Source organism: Bacillus sp. BML-BC051 (assembly GCF_019656175.1).
Taxonomy (GTDB): Bacteria; Bacillota; Bacilli; order Bacillales; family Bacillaceae_G; genus Bacillus_A; species Bacillus_A mobilis.
On sequence record NZ_BPLI01000096.1, the window covers coordinates 1 to 14,679 of the forward strand.

At 35.2% G+C, this 14,679-nt stretch carries 13 protein-coding genes and 1 pseudogene; 9 read left to right on the forward strand and 5 right to left on the reverse strand.

Features of this window, described 5'->3' with window-relative positions:
- Positions 1–474: lyase family protein (locus K5S59_RS28010; protein ID WP_016513913.1), on the forward strand; the 474-nt coding region annotated here is incomplete at its 5' end.
- A 261-nt stretch (positions 475–735) separates the two neighbouring features.
- On the opposite strand, the gene K5S59_RS28015 is transcribed toward K5S59_RS28010, so the two are convergent.
- Together K5S59_RS28015 and K5S59_RS28020 are read right to left on the reverse strand one after the other, a co-directional pair.
- Positions 736–1,590, reverse strand: coding sequence for a manganese catalase family protein (locus K5S59_RS28015; protein ID WP_000500337.1), 855 nt, complete (start codon positions 1,588–1,590; stop codon positions 736–738).
- Positions 1,591–1,816: 226 nt separating this feature from the next.
- Positions 1,817–2,950 carry a zinc-dependent alcohol dehydrogenase gene (locus K5S59_RS28020; protein WP_088030125.1) on the reverse strand — a complete coding sequence of 378 codons (1,134 nt, stop codon included), beginning with the start codon at positions 2,948–2,950 and terminating at the stop codon, positions 1,817–1,819.
- 244 nt (positions 2,951–3,194) lie between these two features.
- Here K5S59_RS28020 and sasP point away from each other — a divergent pair, with 244 nt between their 5' ends.
- Positions 3,195–3,407: a small acid-soluble spore protein, SasP family gene (gene sasP / locus K5S59_RS28025; protein WP_000002841.1), complete on the forward strand. Its 213-nt coding sequence runs from the start codon at positions 3,195–3,197 to the stop codon at positions 3,405–3,407.
- A gap of 291 nt (positions 3,408–3,698) precedes the next feature.
- Positions 3,699–4,214 (forward strand): DUF3231 family protein, encoded by a 516-nt coding sequence (locus tag K5S59_RS28030; RefSeq protein WP_000512140.1) that lies wholly within the window; start codon positions 3,699–3,701, stop codon positions 4,212–4,214.
- A 35-nt stretch (positions 4,215–4,249) separates the two neighbouring features.
- On the opposite strand, the gene K5S59_RS28035 is transcribed toward K5S59_RS28030, so the two are convergent.
- Both K5S59_RS28035 and K5S59_RS28040 read right to left on the reverse strand, forming a co-directional pair.
- Complete coding sequence (locus tag K5S59_RS28035) at positions 4,250–4,726, reverse strand: YndM family protein (RefSeq protein WP_120450431.1); 477 nt, start codon at positions 4,724–4,726, stop codon at positions 4,250–4,252.
- 256 nt (positions 4,727–4,982) lie between these two features.
- On the reverse strand, positions 4,983–5,840 hold the full coding sequence (locus K5S59_RS28040) for an MBL fold metallo-hydrolase (RefSeq protein WP_000368290.1): 858 nt from the start codon (positions 5,838–5,840) through the stop codon (positions 4,983–4,985).
- 331 nt (positions 5,841–6,171) lie between these two features.
- Between K5S59_RS28040 and K5S59_RS28045 the strand changes: the two are divergent.
- Together K5S59_RS28045 and ppsA are read left to right on the forward strand one after the other, a co-directional pair.
- Positions 6,172–7,375, forward strand: a pseudogene (locus K5S59_RS28045) (macrolide family glycosyltransferase).
- A gap of 145 nt (positions 7,376–7,520) precedes the next feature.
- Positions 7,521–10,127 carry a phosphoenolpyruvate synthase gene (gene ppsA / locus K5S59_RS28050; protein WP_120450430.1) on the forward strand — a complete coding sequence of 869 codons (2,607 nt, stop codon included), beginning with the start codon at positions 7,521–7,523 and terminating at the stop codon, positions 10,125–10,127.
- A gap of 57 nt (positions 10,128–10,184) precedes the next feature.
- On the opposite strand, the gene K5S59_RS28055 is transcribed toward ppsA, so the two are convergent.
- The gene (locus tag K5S59_RS28055; protein ID WP_001205681.1) at positions 10,185–10,802 is read right to left on the reverse strand and encodes a TetR/AcrR family transcriptional regulator; all 618 of its coding nucleotides are present in this window, start codon (positions 10,800–10,802) and stop codon (positions 10,185–10,187) included.
- A 131-nt stretch (positions 10,803–10,933) separates the two neighbouring features.
- On the opposite strand from K5S59_RS28055, the gene K5S59_RS28060 reads away from it, so the two are divergent.
- The 4 genes from K5S59_RS28060 to K5S59_RS28075 all read left to right on the forward strand — a co-directional run bounded on the left by K5S59_RS28060 (position 10,934) and on the right by K5S59_RS28075 (position 14,301).
- Complete coding sequence (locus tag K5S59_RS28060) at positions 10,934–12,151, forward strand: YhgE/Pip domain-containing protein (protein WP_002072236.1); 1,218 nt, start codon at positions 10,934–10,936, stop codon at positions 12,149–12,151.
- A 160-nt stretch (positions 12,152–12,311) separates the two neighbouring features.
- Positions 12,312–12,746: a ferritin-like domain-containing protein gene (locus tag K5S59_RS28065; protein WP_088027672.1), complete on the forward strand. Its 435-nt coding sequence runs from the start codon at positions 12,312–12,314 to the stop codon at positions 12,744–12,746.
- A 159-nt stretch (positions 12,747–12,905) separates the two neighbouring features.
- Positions 12,906–13,418, forward strand: coding sequence for a GNAT family N-acetyltransferase (locus K5S59_RS28070; protein ID WP_000440849.1), 513 nt, complete (start codon positions 12,906–12,908; stop codon positions 13,416–13,418).
- Positions 13,419–13,422: 4 nt separating this feature from the next.
- Positions 13,423–14,301 (forward strand): aminoglycoside phosphotransferase family protein, encoded by an 879-nt coding sequence (locus K5S59_RS28075; RefSeq protein WP_098872207.1) that lies wholly within the window; start codon positions 13,423–13,425, stop codon positions 14,299–14,301.
- Positions 14,302–14,679: the final 378 nt, after the last annotated feature.

Consider the following 14,679-nt stretch of genomic DNA (forward strand, 5'->3'; position numbering starts at 1 on the left):
GGTTCATCTATTATGCCAGGAAAAGTAAACCCTGTTATGCCAGAAGTAATTAATCAAATTGCGTTCCAAGTAATTGGTAACGACCATACAATTTGCCTTGCTTCAGAAGCAGGACAATTAGAATTAAACGTTATGGAACCAGTACTTGTTTTCAACTTACTTCAATCAATTAGCATTATGAATAATGGTTTCCGTGCCTTTACAGATAATTGCTTAAAAGGAATTGAAGCGAATGAAGATCGCTTAAAAGAGTATGTTGAGAAGAGTGTAGGAATTATTACAGCCGTGAACCCTCATATCGGTTATGAAGCAGCAGCTCGCGTTGCGAAAGAAGCAATTGCGACTGGGCAATCCGTTCGAGAACTTTGTGTGAAAAATGGTGTATTGTCACAAGAAGACTTAGAGTTAATTCTAGATCCATTTGAAATGACACACCCAGGGATTGCAGGAGCAACTCTTTTAAAGAAAAATTAAAAGAAGAGGGGGGACAAGCCCCTCTTTTTTGTTTACAATATAGAAATGCTATATATGAATAGAGGTAGGGAGGTTATAAGTAAGTATACAGTAGCGTCTAATGGTTCATAGAAACAAAATTAAGAGGAACAGAAATATGATCAACATCACTTTTAAATAAAGAGGATTTATTAAAACATCCTATCATATTAACAACAAGCTTACATGAATCTTTATAAAGAACTATGACCAACCATTAATAAATAGTTGGCCATAATGATCTTAAAGATCCATATCTTTTAATCCGGGACTATGCTCATTTGGTATTTCAGGAAGCTCTGGTACAGGAAAACCTTTTGGCGGGTCAGTTACTGTTAATGTTCCTTTGTTTCTACTTGGTGATTCACCTTGGAATATTTCTCCCATTCTTGTTGGATCTAAGCTGAAATTAAATTGTGCATTATGGAATCCCATGTCCACATATTTTCTACACTCTGGATATTTATTAATATCATAGTTCGGCACAGGGAAGAGTTTCCCCCATTCAACCCCTAATGTCTCTAAAGCTTTTGCAAAAGCATTTTGATGTGCATTATCACGTACAATTAAAAATGCAAGAGTTTCTCTAAATGTTTGATTAGAACTCATTTCATAAATTCTAGTCTTTTGAAGTACGCCTGTAGACTCAAGTACGACATTATCCAGTAAATCGCTAATTAAGTTTCCATGACTATATACCCAAGATCCATTCCACGGATTTCCAGCTGCATCAACAGGCAATGAACTTTGAGCACCTACAATAAAGTGATGGGGGTTTGCATGTTTAACTGCTTCATCAAGCGGTGCTTTATCAATACCAGCATTTCCTGGCGTAGGTTCACCAGATCCAGTTAATAGTTGATTAATTGTATGTTGTACAAGTTCTACGTGGCTTATTTCCTCTAAAAAAACACCTCGAAGTAAATCACGATATTGCTTCTCTTTACCTCTAAAATTTGAACTTTGGAAGAAATATTGCATCATTGTACGCATTTCACCATAATGCCCGCCTAATATTTCTTGTAAAACTTTTGCAGCAGCTGGGTCTGGTTTATCCGGCTTAATCATATTAATTATTTCTTCTTTATAATAAAACATGAAGTACACCTCTTTTTAAGTTAGTTAACATTGTTATCGTGTCCGCTAGTTGGTTACTTAATACTTAAATTCATTTTTTTACCAATAAATCGTTACCTTAAAATGCTTGAAATAACTATTTTCGATGTGAGATGAAAATGGGGGAATAGCTATTTAGAATTTAATAAAAAAGATAAGATTACGGAGTGTAATCTTATCTTTGCACTAAGAATAATGAATTGTATCTTCAAGGCTTCAAAATGACTTTTATACAATCATCTTCACGATTATTAAAAATTTGATAACCGTAGGTTGCATCTTCAAGGGGAATTTTGTGTGTAATAATCTCTTTTGGATCAAATTCATTATTTGTTATTTTTTCAAATAGTTCCGGCATAAAATGAATGACAGGTGCTTGTCCCATTTTCAAATTAATATTTCTAACCCAAAATGCCCCGAGTGGAAATGCATTATAATTACCACCATAAACGCCGGTCATTTGAACCGTTCCATATTTTCTTACGGCTTTCGTAGCTATTTGAATAGGGCCGAGAGTTCCGCCTTGTAATTTCAATTTTTGTTCCAGAAATTCTAGAGGCGATTTTTTTCCATCCATCCCCACGCAATCAATGACTACATCGGCACCACCATGTGTAATTTCCTTTAAATGTTCTCCCATATCGGGGAATTTTGTAAACTCAAATACCTCAACATTGTTAATCTTTTTTGCATAATTCATCCGATAATCTAAGTAATCCACTGCAATTACACGTTTAGCACCTTGCATCCAAGCAAATTTTTGTGTCATTAATCCAACAGGTCCACAACCTAGGACGATAACAGTATCACCTGGTTTAACACCTGCGTTTATTACACTCCAATAGGCTGTTGGCAAAACATCGGATAAAAACAGTAGAGATTCATCTTCAAGTTCACATGATTCTGGTATAACAAATGGAGTGAAATTTCCAAAAGGAACTTTTAAATATTCTGCTTGACCACCTGGATGGTTACCAAATTTCTCTGTATAACCAAAGTATCCACCAGAATCATAATGAGGATTGGAGTTATCACATTGGCTTTCCATTTCATGCTGGCAATAAAAACAATGTCCACAAGCAACGTTAAAGGGAATAACAACACGATCTCCTTTTTTTACTTTAGTAACATCTGGGCCGACTTCTTCAACAATTCCCATTGGCTCATGACCAATAATGTATCCTGGAGGTAACGGCATGTTACCTTGATATAAATGTAAATCAGAACCGCAAATAGCGGTTGAAGTAATTTTTACAATAATATCATCTTTTTTCTCTAACTTTGCATCATCCACCTGTTTAACTTGTACTTGGTTTGGCCCTTGATAGGTTACAGCTTTCATCTCATATCTCCTTAAGGAATCATTTTTCATAATTTATATGTATCTCTTGGCAAAGAAATCTTTAGTAAAGAGGAATTTATACATATTGTTGTTATGAAAGTACGTTATAGTAGCTCTTCTTTCTTATATCTTTTGCCCTATTTTAAGAAGAAACTCAATATTTATACATAATCTAACTCCCATAAAAAGGATAATTATTATTTCATAATTTGTAGCATATTAAAAACATTGGAGGTGAAACGATATGGCAAACAATAATAGTGGAAGTCGTAATGAATTGTTAGTTCGAGGCGCTGAACAGGCTCTTGATCAAATGAAATATGAAATTGCACAAGAGTTTGGTGTACAACTTGGTGCAGATACAACAGCTCGTTCAAACGGATCTGTTGGTGGTGAAATTACAAAGCGTTTAGTAGCAATGGCTGAACAACAACTTGGTGGTAGAGCTAACCGCTAAGTAAATTGGCATACAATATAGCAGATATGTAAATCAATTTCTTTTGTATATGTATAAAACAAACCCTTATAGTAAATGGATTCTCACTCAAAGATTATTGATAATCTTCTTTCATAATCTTTGAGTATTTTATTTGTAAACTACTTTCCTAAACAATAAACACGCAGTGTTGGAAAGGTGTTTTCCATGCATAGTAGAAAATCTTTTGCAGGAAAAAGCATACTTAAAAATTTGATTTCAATATTGAAATCAATATTTATTATGATATTTTCGAAAGGGAGGAATTTAAAAATGGGTATTTTAAGTGGCAATCCTCAAAATGAACCGTTACATTACGGAGAAGTATTTGATATTTGGAGTTATCTTCTAGCAGCACAAGGTGGAATCGCAAGTCATCAAGTGTTTATGAATCACACAGGTGACGAAGATTTGAAGAAGTTTTTAGAAAGCTTAATTGAAAATGATATGAACTCGGAAATAGAAGAGTTAAAAACTCTTTTAAAGGTTAATGGCGTAGCATTACCGCCTGCTCCTCCAGAACGACCAGTTGCATCTATCGAAGACATTCCTCCAGGAGCGCGTATTAATGATGCTGAAATAGCAGCAGCTGTTTCTACAGGATTAGCAGCTGGGCTTGTGACATGTAGTCAAGTGATGGGAAAATGTCTTCGAGAAGATGTAGGGATGCTATTCGGACAATTTCATATGAAAAAAGCGCAAGCAGGTGTAACTTTGCTGCGTTTAAGTAAGAAAAAAGGGTGGGTAGTTCCACCTCCGTTACATGTAAGAAATTCTGACCAAGCTTAATAAACAAAAATAAAAAAGTGGTATTAGCCACTTTTTTATTTTTTAGATGTATCCTTAAATTTGGATGTATTGATTGTGGAAGAATCTATATATTCATCTGACATCTCCATAGCATACTTATCATGATGAATATGGTTGTGATTTCTTAATGCATCGTCATTACGCAGTACTAATCTCTTCATATAAATGTGGAAGAAAACCTCTATTCCGCCAATAATTAATGTGGCTATAAATGAAGAAAGTCCGATATTACGAGTAGCATCTAAATTAGTAAATAAGGGTGTTAAAAGCCAAATTCCGAAGAAGATTAATCCGAAATCTGCCATTGTAGCAATCGTATTTCCGTATTTAGGCAAAATGAAGAGGTCGCCGATTAAATAGGAAGCTCCTGTTAGGAAAAGAGAAATGAGTAATACTCTAGGAATGGAAATGCCTTGAAAGATACCGAGTACGGTAAGTAATACTGCAGTTATCGCTGTGTATTTAATTAATAAAGCAACAATATGTTTCATCATTTTCCTCCATTGTTAAAACGTATATGAAATAAAAGATTTCATTAAAAACGGGTTATGCTATATAGCGTAACCCATTTTAATCAACCTTTAATGATAAGAAGTACAACCTGGGTAAGAAGCAGGCTTATACTACAGATAGTATTTTCGGAATATCGAGTTTTATTCACAAGGCACAGTTCCATTCTTATAATACAGATGTTGCCTAAGTACAGTGTTTCTTTATTAAACTTAATAATTTTTTCCGTTTTCATGCTTAATGTATCTTTTTGTCTACATATTTTCCATAATCGGGTACAGCGATTTTATCAAATTCTTGAACGAGTGTTTTGAGGCTTGTTGATAGCAATTCACCTGACATTGGTATCCCATGTCCAGTAATAGCGACCAGAGGCTTTACTTCTTCTAATTTAATGACTGATTCTTTAGCGGCTTTCCAGTCTGTTGTTAAATAACGAGGGGGGCCGCTTATTTCCTGCTCCTGAGTAATTACTTTATATAAGTATTCCTGTTTCACTGTAACAAAAGCATCCCCAGCAATTAAAGTTCGGTCTTTTTCTCGGAATAATGAAATATGCCCAGGAGTATGCCCTGGTGTATGAATCCATCTAAACTCTGGCATATGGGGAACAGTTCCATCGGTAGGTAGTGCTTTTACGCTATTTCCTAAATCAATCGGTTCATTAGGGAATAGGGGAGACATTTTCGCTACCATACCACCTTCAACTGATGGATCTGGTTCAGGATAGCTTTGTTGTCCAGTCAAAAACGGTATCTCCATTGCATGGGCATAGACTGGAACATCCCAATACTTAATGAGTTCAATTATTCCTCCAACATGATCAAAATGCCCATGAGTTAAAATAATTGCTTTTGGGCGGCTATTTGTACCAAATCGATTCTCGGTAACAGAGATAATTTCATTTGCACATTTAGGCATTCCAGCATCAACTAAAACAAAATCATCGGTATGCGGATTCCCAACAAAACATATGTTGACGATTTGAATCGTGTAACAAAATAAATCAGACAATACTTTGATGCCATGACCACTTTCAATTGAAGTTGCTGGAATAAACTTGTAATCACTTCCGTAATTCATTTCATTGTCCAATTTTTATCCCCCTTAATATATGTTAATACAACATTATAGTTCCCTAATTTTGAAAATCCATTTTGGTGGATGACGTTTTATAAATACAATTTCATTCATTTCTTTTAGTATTTCACATTCTGTTTACTTACATAGGGTGCATATTCAAACTTATTTCTGTCACAATTCAGAAAGTCTCCACTGTAGGCATCCATCTTTGGAGAATTTATAGTATATCGACTTTGTTTCTTACTCGTTTATTACATTTACTATCACAAGTATCCATTATTAAAATGAAGAGAGAAACGCACTTTATTATAGGGAATTTTAATTTTAGAGGAGGAACTATCATATGGCAAAGGTACTGATGTTTAATTTTCCAGGGGAAGGACATGTGAATCCAACTCTTGCGCTTATTGAAGAATTAGTAAAAAGAGGAGAAGAAGTTGTTTACTATTGTGTAGAGGAGTATAAGGGGAAAATTGAAAAAACAGGAGCTTCGTTTCGTCCATATGAAAATTTTTTAGCAAAAGTAGACATGTTGGAAAGGGTGAATGGAAAAATACATCCCTCTGAACTATTATTGCATATGGTAAAATCCATGGACAAAATAATAAAGATTATTATAGAAGAGCTGGAAGAAGAAAAATATGATTATGTAATATATGATAACAATTTTGCAGTAGGATGGATTATAGCTGAAGCACTAAATGTACCTAGAATTTCTTCATGTACAACATTTGCAGTTACTAAAAAGGTATTTAACGCCCTGATGAACAATCACAATGAAGGAGATAAAACATCACCTTCCTATCAAGAAGTTACGCGTATTCTAGAAAAATGGCAAAAGGTATATGGTTTTTCTATGAATGAAAAGAAAAATGTAATGACGTGTGCTGGAAATATTACTCTTGTATATACATCTGAATTCTTCCAACCAGATGTGGAGGAATTAGATGATTCTTATATTTTTGTTGGTCCCTCTATTACATCACGGAAAGATATGCAAGAAATTACTTTTAAACAAAAGGAAGAAGAGAAACTTATTTATATTTCTATGGGAACTGTATTTAATCAACAAATGGATTTTTATTATACATGTTTTGAAACATTTAAAAATTTTCCTGCTACTATCATATTATCTGTAGGAAAACATATTGACATTAACCAATTGAAAAATGTTCCACATAATTTCAAGGTTTATAATTATGTGCCTCAGCTAGAGGTCTTGAAACAGGCTAATCTTTTTATTACACATGGGGGAATGAATAGTTCTAGTGAAAGTTTGTATTTCGGTGTTCCTATGATCGTTATACCAGTTATGGGAGATCAACCGATAGTGGCTCAAAGAATAGAAGATATAAAAGCTGGCATACAATTAAATCTAAAAAACCTTACTCCAGCGACATTATATAATACAGTAATGGAGGTATTATTATAATGATGTATACTTAGAAAATAGTCATAAAATCAAATGTACTTTAAAAGATGCTGGTGGATATATTAAAGCTGCTGACACAATAGAAATATTTAAGATGAACATGGATATTAAATAAGATGCCCCAGTTTTAAAAAGCGGGGCATCTTATTACTTTCTTCCTAACTTAATTATATCATGTAAATCACGTTCGAAATAGACTGTTTATTCTCATTTACTACTGTTACAATCAAGAACACATGATTAGTAAGGAGAGATGTTAAATGAGTTCTTTCGTTCTCGATTTTCAGGAAATAGAAAAAACGCAGCTTTCACTCGTTGGTGGAAAAGGATTGAATTTAGGTGAGTTATCAAAAATTCAAGGGATACAAGTGCCAGAAGGATTTTGTGTGACAACGGTAGGATATGAAAAAGCCGTCGAGCAAAATGAAGAGCTTCAAACTTTGTTGCAGCAGCTGACAAAGTTGAAAATGGAAGAGCGAGCTCAAATTGGTGAAATCAGCAAGCAAATTAGAGAAACCATTATGGCAGTGGAAATTCCAGTTGATGTAGTGGAAGCGGTAGCTCATTATCTCTCACGTTTTGGAAATGAACATGCGTATGCCGTGCGTTCTAGTGCTACGGCTGAAGATTTACCGTATGCCTCATTTGCTGGTCAACAAGATACGTATTTAAATATTATCGGAGAAGAAGCGATTTTGCAGCATGTAAGAAAGTGCTGGGCTTCTTTATTTACAGAGCGAGCAGTTATGTACCGCATGCAAAATGATTTTGAACATAATCAAGTTTCTATATGTGTTGTCGTTCAAAAAATGGTTTTCCCTGAGGCTTCGGGCATTTTATTTACTGCTGATCCGGTTACTTCTAACCGAAAGGTAGTATCAATCGATGCCAGTTTTGGACTTGGTGAGGCATTAGTATCAGGATTGGTCTCTGCCGATAATTATAAAGTAAAAGAAGGCGAAGTTATAGAAACGATGATAGCGACTAAAAAAATAGCTATTTATGCTTTAAAAGAGGGTGGAACAGAGACGAAACAGATTGATCTGGCTCAGCAAAAAATTCAAACATTGTCTGAACAACAAATTTTACAACTAGCACAGATTGGAAGACAGATTGAAGCTTATTTTGGTTGTCCGCAAGATATTGAATGGTGTTTAGTGGATGATATATTTTATATTGTCCAAAGTCGCCCAATCACGACTTTATATCCAATACCAGAAGTAAATGATGAGGAAAATCATGTATATGTATCGGTTGGTCACCAGCAAATGATGACCGATCCTTTGAAGCCATTAGGAATGTCTTTATTCCAGTTAACATCTTTTGGACAGAGGTTTCAAGCTGGAGGAAGGTTGTTTGTTGATGTTGCACAAAGATTGGCTTCGCCTACTAGTAGAGAACTTTTATTAAATATGATAGGGAATTCGGAACCGCTTATTAAAGATGCATTAACGACTGTAGTCGAGCGAGATGATTTTATTACATTGTTACCAGATGATGAAAAAGAAAAGAGCGTTCGTAAAAGTGGACCACCTGCAAGCTCACAACCAGAAATCGAAAACAATCCAGCGATCGTTACGGATTTAATAAAGATGAATCAAGCATCAATCGAAGAGTTAAAACGAAACATGCAAACGAAATCAGGTGTGGATGTACTTGATTTTATTTTGGGAGATATGCAGCAATTAAAGAAAATATTATTTCATCCGCAAAGTATGGCTGTCATTATGGCAGGTATGGATGCTTCAACATGGATCAATGAAAAAATGGAGCAATGGCTAGGCGAAAAGAATGCAGCAGACATACTTTCTCAATCCGTACAAAATAATATTACGTCTGAAATGGGGCTAGCATTACTGGATGTTGCAGATGTGATTCGGCCGTACCCAGAAGTTATTGCGTATTTACAACATGTAGAAGATGATAGCTTTTTAGATGAATTAGTTCAATTTAAAGGCGGAGAAAAAGCTCGAGATGCCATTCTAACTTTTCTAAATAAATACGGAATGAGATGCAGCGGAGAAATCGACATTACGAAAACGCGCTGGAGTGAAAAGCCAACAACCATTATCCCAATGATTTTAAATAATATAAGAGACTTTGAAGCTGGCGCTAGTAAACGGAAGTTTGAAGAAGGACTGCAGGAAGCTTTGAAAAAAGAAGAAGAGTTAGTGGAGCGATTGCAGCATTTGCCGGATGGTAAACAAAAGGTAGAAGAAACGAAGCGAATGATTCGAAATATCCGTAATTTTATCGGTTATCGTGAATATCCAAAGTACGGCATGATTAATCGTTATTTCATATATAAGCAGGCATTATTGAAAGAAGCTGAGCAACTTGTGCAGAGCGGTGTCATTCGTGAAGTCGATGATATATACTATCTAACTTTTGAAGAACTTCACGAAGTTATTCGCACGAATAAACTAGATTACAAGGTTATTCATCAACAAGAAAATGAGTACAAATTATATGAGAAACTAACGCCACCGCGTGTAATGACGTCTGATGGAGAAATCATTACAGGTAAATATAAACGAGAAAATCTTCCAGTTGATGCGATTGTTGGTCTGCCGGTTTCTTCCGGTGTTATAGAGGGAAGAGCACGCGTTATTTTAAACATGGAAGATGCGAATTTAGAAGATGGAGATATATTAGTTACTGCTTTTACTGACCCAGGCTGGACACCGTTATTTGTGTCTATAAAAGGGTTAGTTACCGAAGTTGGTGGACTTATGACACACGGAGCAGTGATTGCGCGTGAATATGGTTTACCAGCAGTTGTCGGTGTGGAGAATGCTACGAAATTAATAAAAGATGGGCAACGAATTCGAGTACATGGAACAGAAGGATATATTGAAGTGTTGTAATGAAACAAAAGATCATCCGCTATTATAGTGGATGATCTTTTGTCATATATAGCTGGCTCATTTCTTTAAACCAGCCGCATAAAAAGGTCCATGAACGGCGATTGTTGATAAAATGCGAGCAATTTCCTCAGGTGTTTCTTTTTGTCCGTTATTTAACCATTGCTGAATAACACCAATATGGGCAGATGCCATATAAGAAGCTAAGTATTGGCTTGGAACAAGTAAATTCTCCTTGTTAATGAGAGCACCATTCGTATCTTCAAATAGTGTTTTCCACATAAAGTCTTTCAGTTTTGTTTGGAAAGATAAATCTCCTTTTGGGCTCAGTACAGCTTTCATAAAATCACTATTTTCATTTAGAAATTCAAGAATAGAAGTGATAAGTATAAACGGCATCGTTGGGGAAGGATTTGATCCAAGGTCAGCAATAACTTCTGGAAACTTCCGTTTTGCAATGCTGGAAAACTCATACATAATGTCTTCTTGGCATTTCGTCATTAAATCAAATTTATCTTGATAGTGCGCATAGAAAGTACCGCGATTAATGTTTGCTTTCGTTGTAATATCTTTCACTGTAATGGCGTCAAAACCTTTTTCTTCAATTAATTCTACAAATGCATTTCGTATAGCAGTTTTCGTACGAACAACACGTAAATCTAAATTACTATCACGCAAAGTATGTCCTCCTTCATTTTAGCCAACACATTTCAAGGATGTGTCTTATAACCGACACATTCACGATTTTTGATTATTGTATAAGGTTCAACTCGAACATATAATTCAAAATATAAATAAACAACACGTTGTTGGTTATTATAAATCAAATTATAGGAGGAGAAAAGAAAATGTTTAAAAATAAACTGTTATTGTTATCACCAGTTATTGCACTACTTGTTGTTTTTATTTTTTCATTAACGTTATTTCCAACTGTTCAACCACAGCCGAAAAACTTGCCAATCGCAATCGTAAATGAGGATCAAGGAGTAGAAATCCCGAATCAACCGAAGATGAATATGGGGCAAACGATTGTTGATAATATGAAAAAGACATCAAAATCAGAGGAAGAACCCGCGGTAAAGTGGGTAGAAGTAAAAAATAAAGAATCTGTGCAAAAAGGATTAAATAATCAAGAGTATTACGCAGCATTAGTCATTCCGAAAGATTTTAGTACAAAGCAGGCATCATTACGAACACCACAGCCATCTTCGCCAGAGGTAGAAATATTCATAAATCAAGGAATGAATACAGCAGCTTCAACTATGGCAGGACAAATGTTAAATGCTGTAGTTGATAATATGAATAACACTGTTCGCACGCAATTATTAGAAGGATATAAAGCAAAAGGAGCTACATTAACAGCAGACCAAGTTTCAAAGGTAGTCACACCGATTGCAAAGAAAGTGACAAACGTAAATGAAACCGGCAAAAATAGTGCGAACGGTAACTCGCCAATGTCTTTATTCCAGCCGTTATGGATTGCAAGTTTAGCGAGCGCAGCAATTATTTTTATTGCGATAAGTAAAATACCAGTAGGTACAAGAAAAGAAAACTTCTTATTAAAACTAAAACAAATAATAACAGGAGCTATTGCGACACTTGTCATTGGATTTGGCCTTACATGGATCGCGGATGGTATGGTAGGGTTAAATATTACGAACTTCACAGATACGGCACTGTTTTTATCTATTACGTCCTTTAGTTTCTTCTTAATGATATCGGCGGTACTTTCATTAGTTGGATTAAAGGGAATTGGTGTATTTGCTCTCTTACTATTCTTTGGTGCACCGTTATTATCATTAGCGCCTGAAATGTTGTCGCCATTTTACCAAGACTGGGTGTATGCATGGTTACCTATGCGATTTATGATTGAAGGGCTTAGAGAAATATTCTTCTTCGGAAAAGACTTAAGCTGGAGTACACCTGTAACAGTGCTCGTTTGGATTGGCGTAGTAAGTATGATGATTATTTTAGCGACTGCATTCAAACGTGTAGTAAAGGAACATAAAACGGAAGTAAATGCATAAGAGATAAAAACGTTTCACTAGGAGTGAAGCGTTTTTATCTTTTTATTAACTTATAGGTTAAAGGGAATAGAAGAATTCGGATTTGCAGTTCCTTATTTTATACATGCTCCTGCTATTTCAAATTGCATAAAATGTTATGCGGAATAATGGAGGGGATACGATGGATAATTCGAATTATTATGATTGGTATAGGCAAAATGATAAGTTGATTCGTGATATTGAGAAAGCAATTAATGGAGAATTTAGTGCAATAAGTTGCTATGCGAAATTAGCTAATATGGCTCCAAATGCGGCGGAACGAAATCAAATTCTTGAAATTCGTAACGATGAAATAAAGCATTTTCATCATTTTGTACAAATCTATACAAATTTAACAGGTCAGCAGCCAAAGCCACAAATTACAGAAGAATGCCCGAATACGTACTTACAAGGATTAGAATTCGCTATACAAGATGAACAGAAGACGGTAGATTATTATTTGGAAATTTCCGATGAAACATCGGATGCACATCTGAAAGAGTTGTTGCGCAGAATAGCTGCCGATGAACAAAATCATGCGGTGTGGTTTTTATATTATTTTGTGAAGACGAAGTGAATGTTGAAGGAATTAAAACCGTTTCACTAGTAGTGAGCGGTTTTTTTTGATGAAATACAGGTTAGATATCTTTGAAGGCGTAGTGGTTAATTTTGGTATATAATGTATAAAACGAAAATGAATAAAGAGAGAAGTAAGTTTTGAAAGGGGAACAGCAATATGGAGAGAAATACAGTTAAAGAATATACAATTCGAACTGCTACTGAAGAGGAAAGCGATAGCATCATCACTCTATTAAAAGAAGTAGCAGAGTGGCTACAACATAAAGAAGTGGATCAATGGCAGTATCTGCTATGCGGAGAGGCTACGGCTGAAATATTAGAAGGTATAAAAGAGAAATATACGTATGTTGTTGTGAAAGAAAATGAAATTGTCGGTACGGTTACAGTATCTCCTAAACAAAATGAATGGGATGAGCGTATTTTTGGTAAGGAGGAAGTTTCAGATTCTTTATATATTCATAGATTTGCGGTGAAACGGAAGTATAAGGGGAATGGGATTGGAGAATGGATTTTACAGTGGGTAGAAGAGAATGTACAAAATGACAAAGAGTTTTTAAAACTAGATTGTGTTGGGCATAATCGTACGTTGAATGATTTTTATAAGAAAAATGGTTTTGAATATGTTGGGAGTACAGATGGACTTAGTAAGTTTCAAAAGAGAAGGGGGTAAGTGAATGAATCAAATTCATACGGAGTTAGTTAAAAAATTGATAGGGGAACAGTTTCCTAAATGGGCACATTTAGAGGTGAAGCCTGTAAAGTTTAGTGGACATGATAATAGAACGTTTCATCTAGGGGATGAGATGAGTGTTAGATTACCAAGTGATGAGGCATATGCACCGCAAGTAGAGAAAGAAAATAAGTGGCTACCTATATTATGTAAGGAGCTTTCTTTACCGATTTCTGCACCAGTTGCGAAAGGAAATCCATCTGAAGAGTATCCGTGGCCATGGTCTATTAATAAATGGATAGAGGGAGAAACCGTTACGAAACAAAATGTTCGTGATTTACATGAATTTGCGGCGGACTTAGGATCATTTTTAGTAGAATTGCAATCCATTGATGCGAGTAACGGTCCAATAGCTGGAGCACATAATTTTTACCGAGGCGGGCTTATATCTGTATATGATGAAGAGGCGAGAGATGCTATCGAAAATAATAAGGACGTTTTTGATGAAACCGTATTAAAGCATCTTTGGGATGTAGCCCTTCAGTCAACGTGGGAGCGTAAATCAGTTTGGGTTCATGGAGATGTTGCACCAGGAAATCTACTTGTTAAGGACGGAAAGCTTTGTGCCGTAATTGATTTTGGTATTTTAGGAGTAGGAGATCCGGCTTGTGATGCAGCGATGGCATGGACATTTTTTGATAAAAGTAGTAGAAACGTATTTAAAGAAGTATTGCAAATAGATGAAGAAACGTGGAATAGAGCAAGAGGTTGGGCACTTTGGAAGGCGTTAATTACATATGATGCCAATAAGGCAAGTAATAAGATAGTGGCAGAAGAATCGTATCGTGTCATTCAAGTGATTGTGGATGATTATGGGGATTAATGGAATTATTTATTACAAAAGCGTTCATTTCTGTAAATATGCACTGTTTTTTAGAGAGGGAGATGTTTGCAGCTTTATGCTATTTATTTTGGGAGCATTTCTAATAGAATTTGCTTGCTAGTATGTGCTTAATTTTCTCTAGAGGTGATTTTAAATTTATATTATTTGATTAAAAGGTTGAATAGAGGAGAAAATAAATCTTTAGCAATAGAACCAATCCATAAGAGTGTATTAATTTTATCTATTCCGTTGTACAAACCCTAGTTCTTTAGCGAAGTTTTCCAGAAATGAAAGAGTAAGATCTTCATATAATTCTTCAGCAAATAATTGGAATTCACTATAAATCAAAAGATTCATCAAAAAGCGTTATTCTTTCTA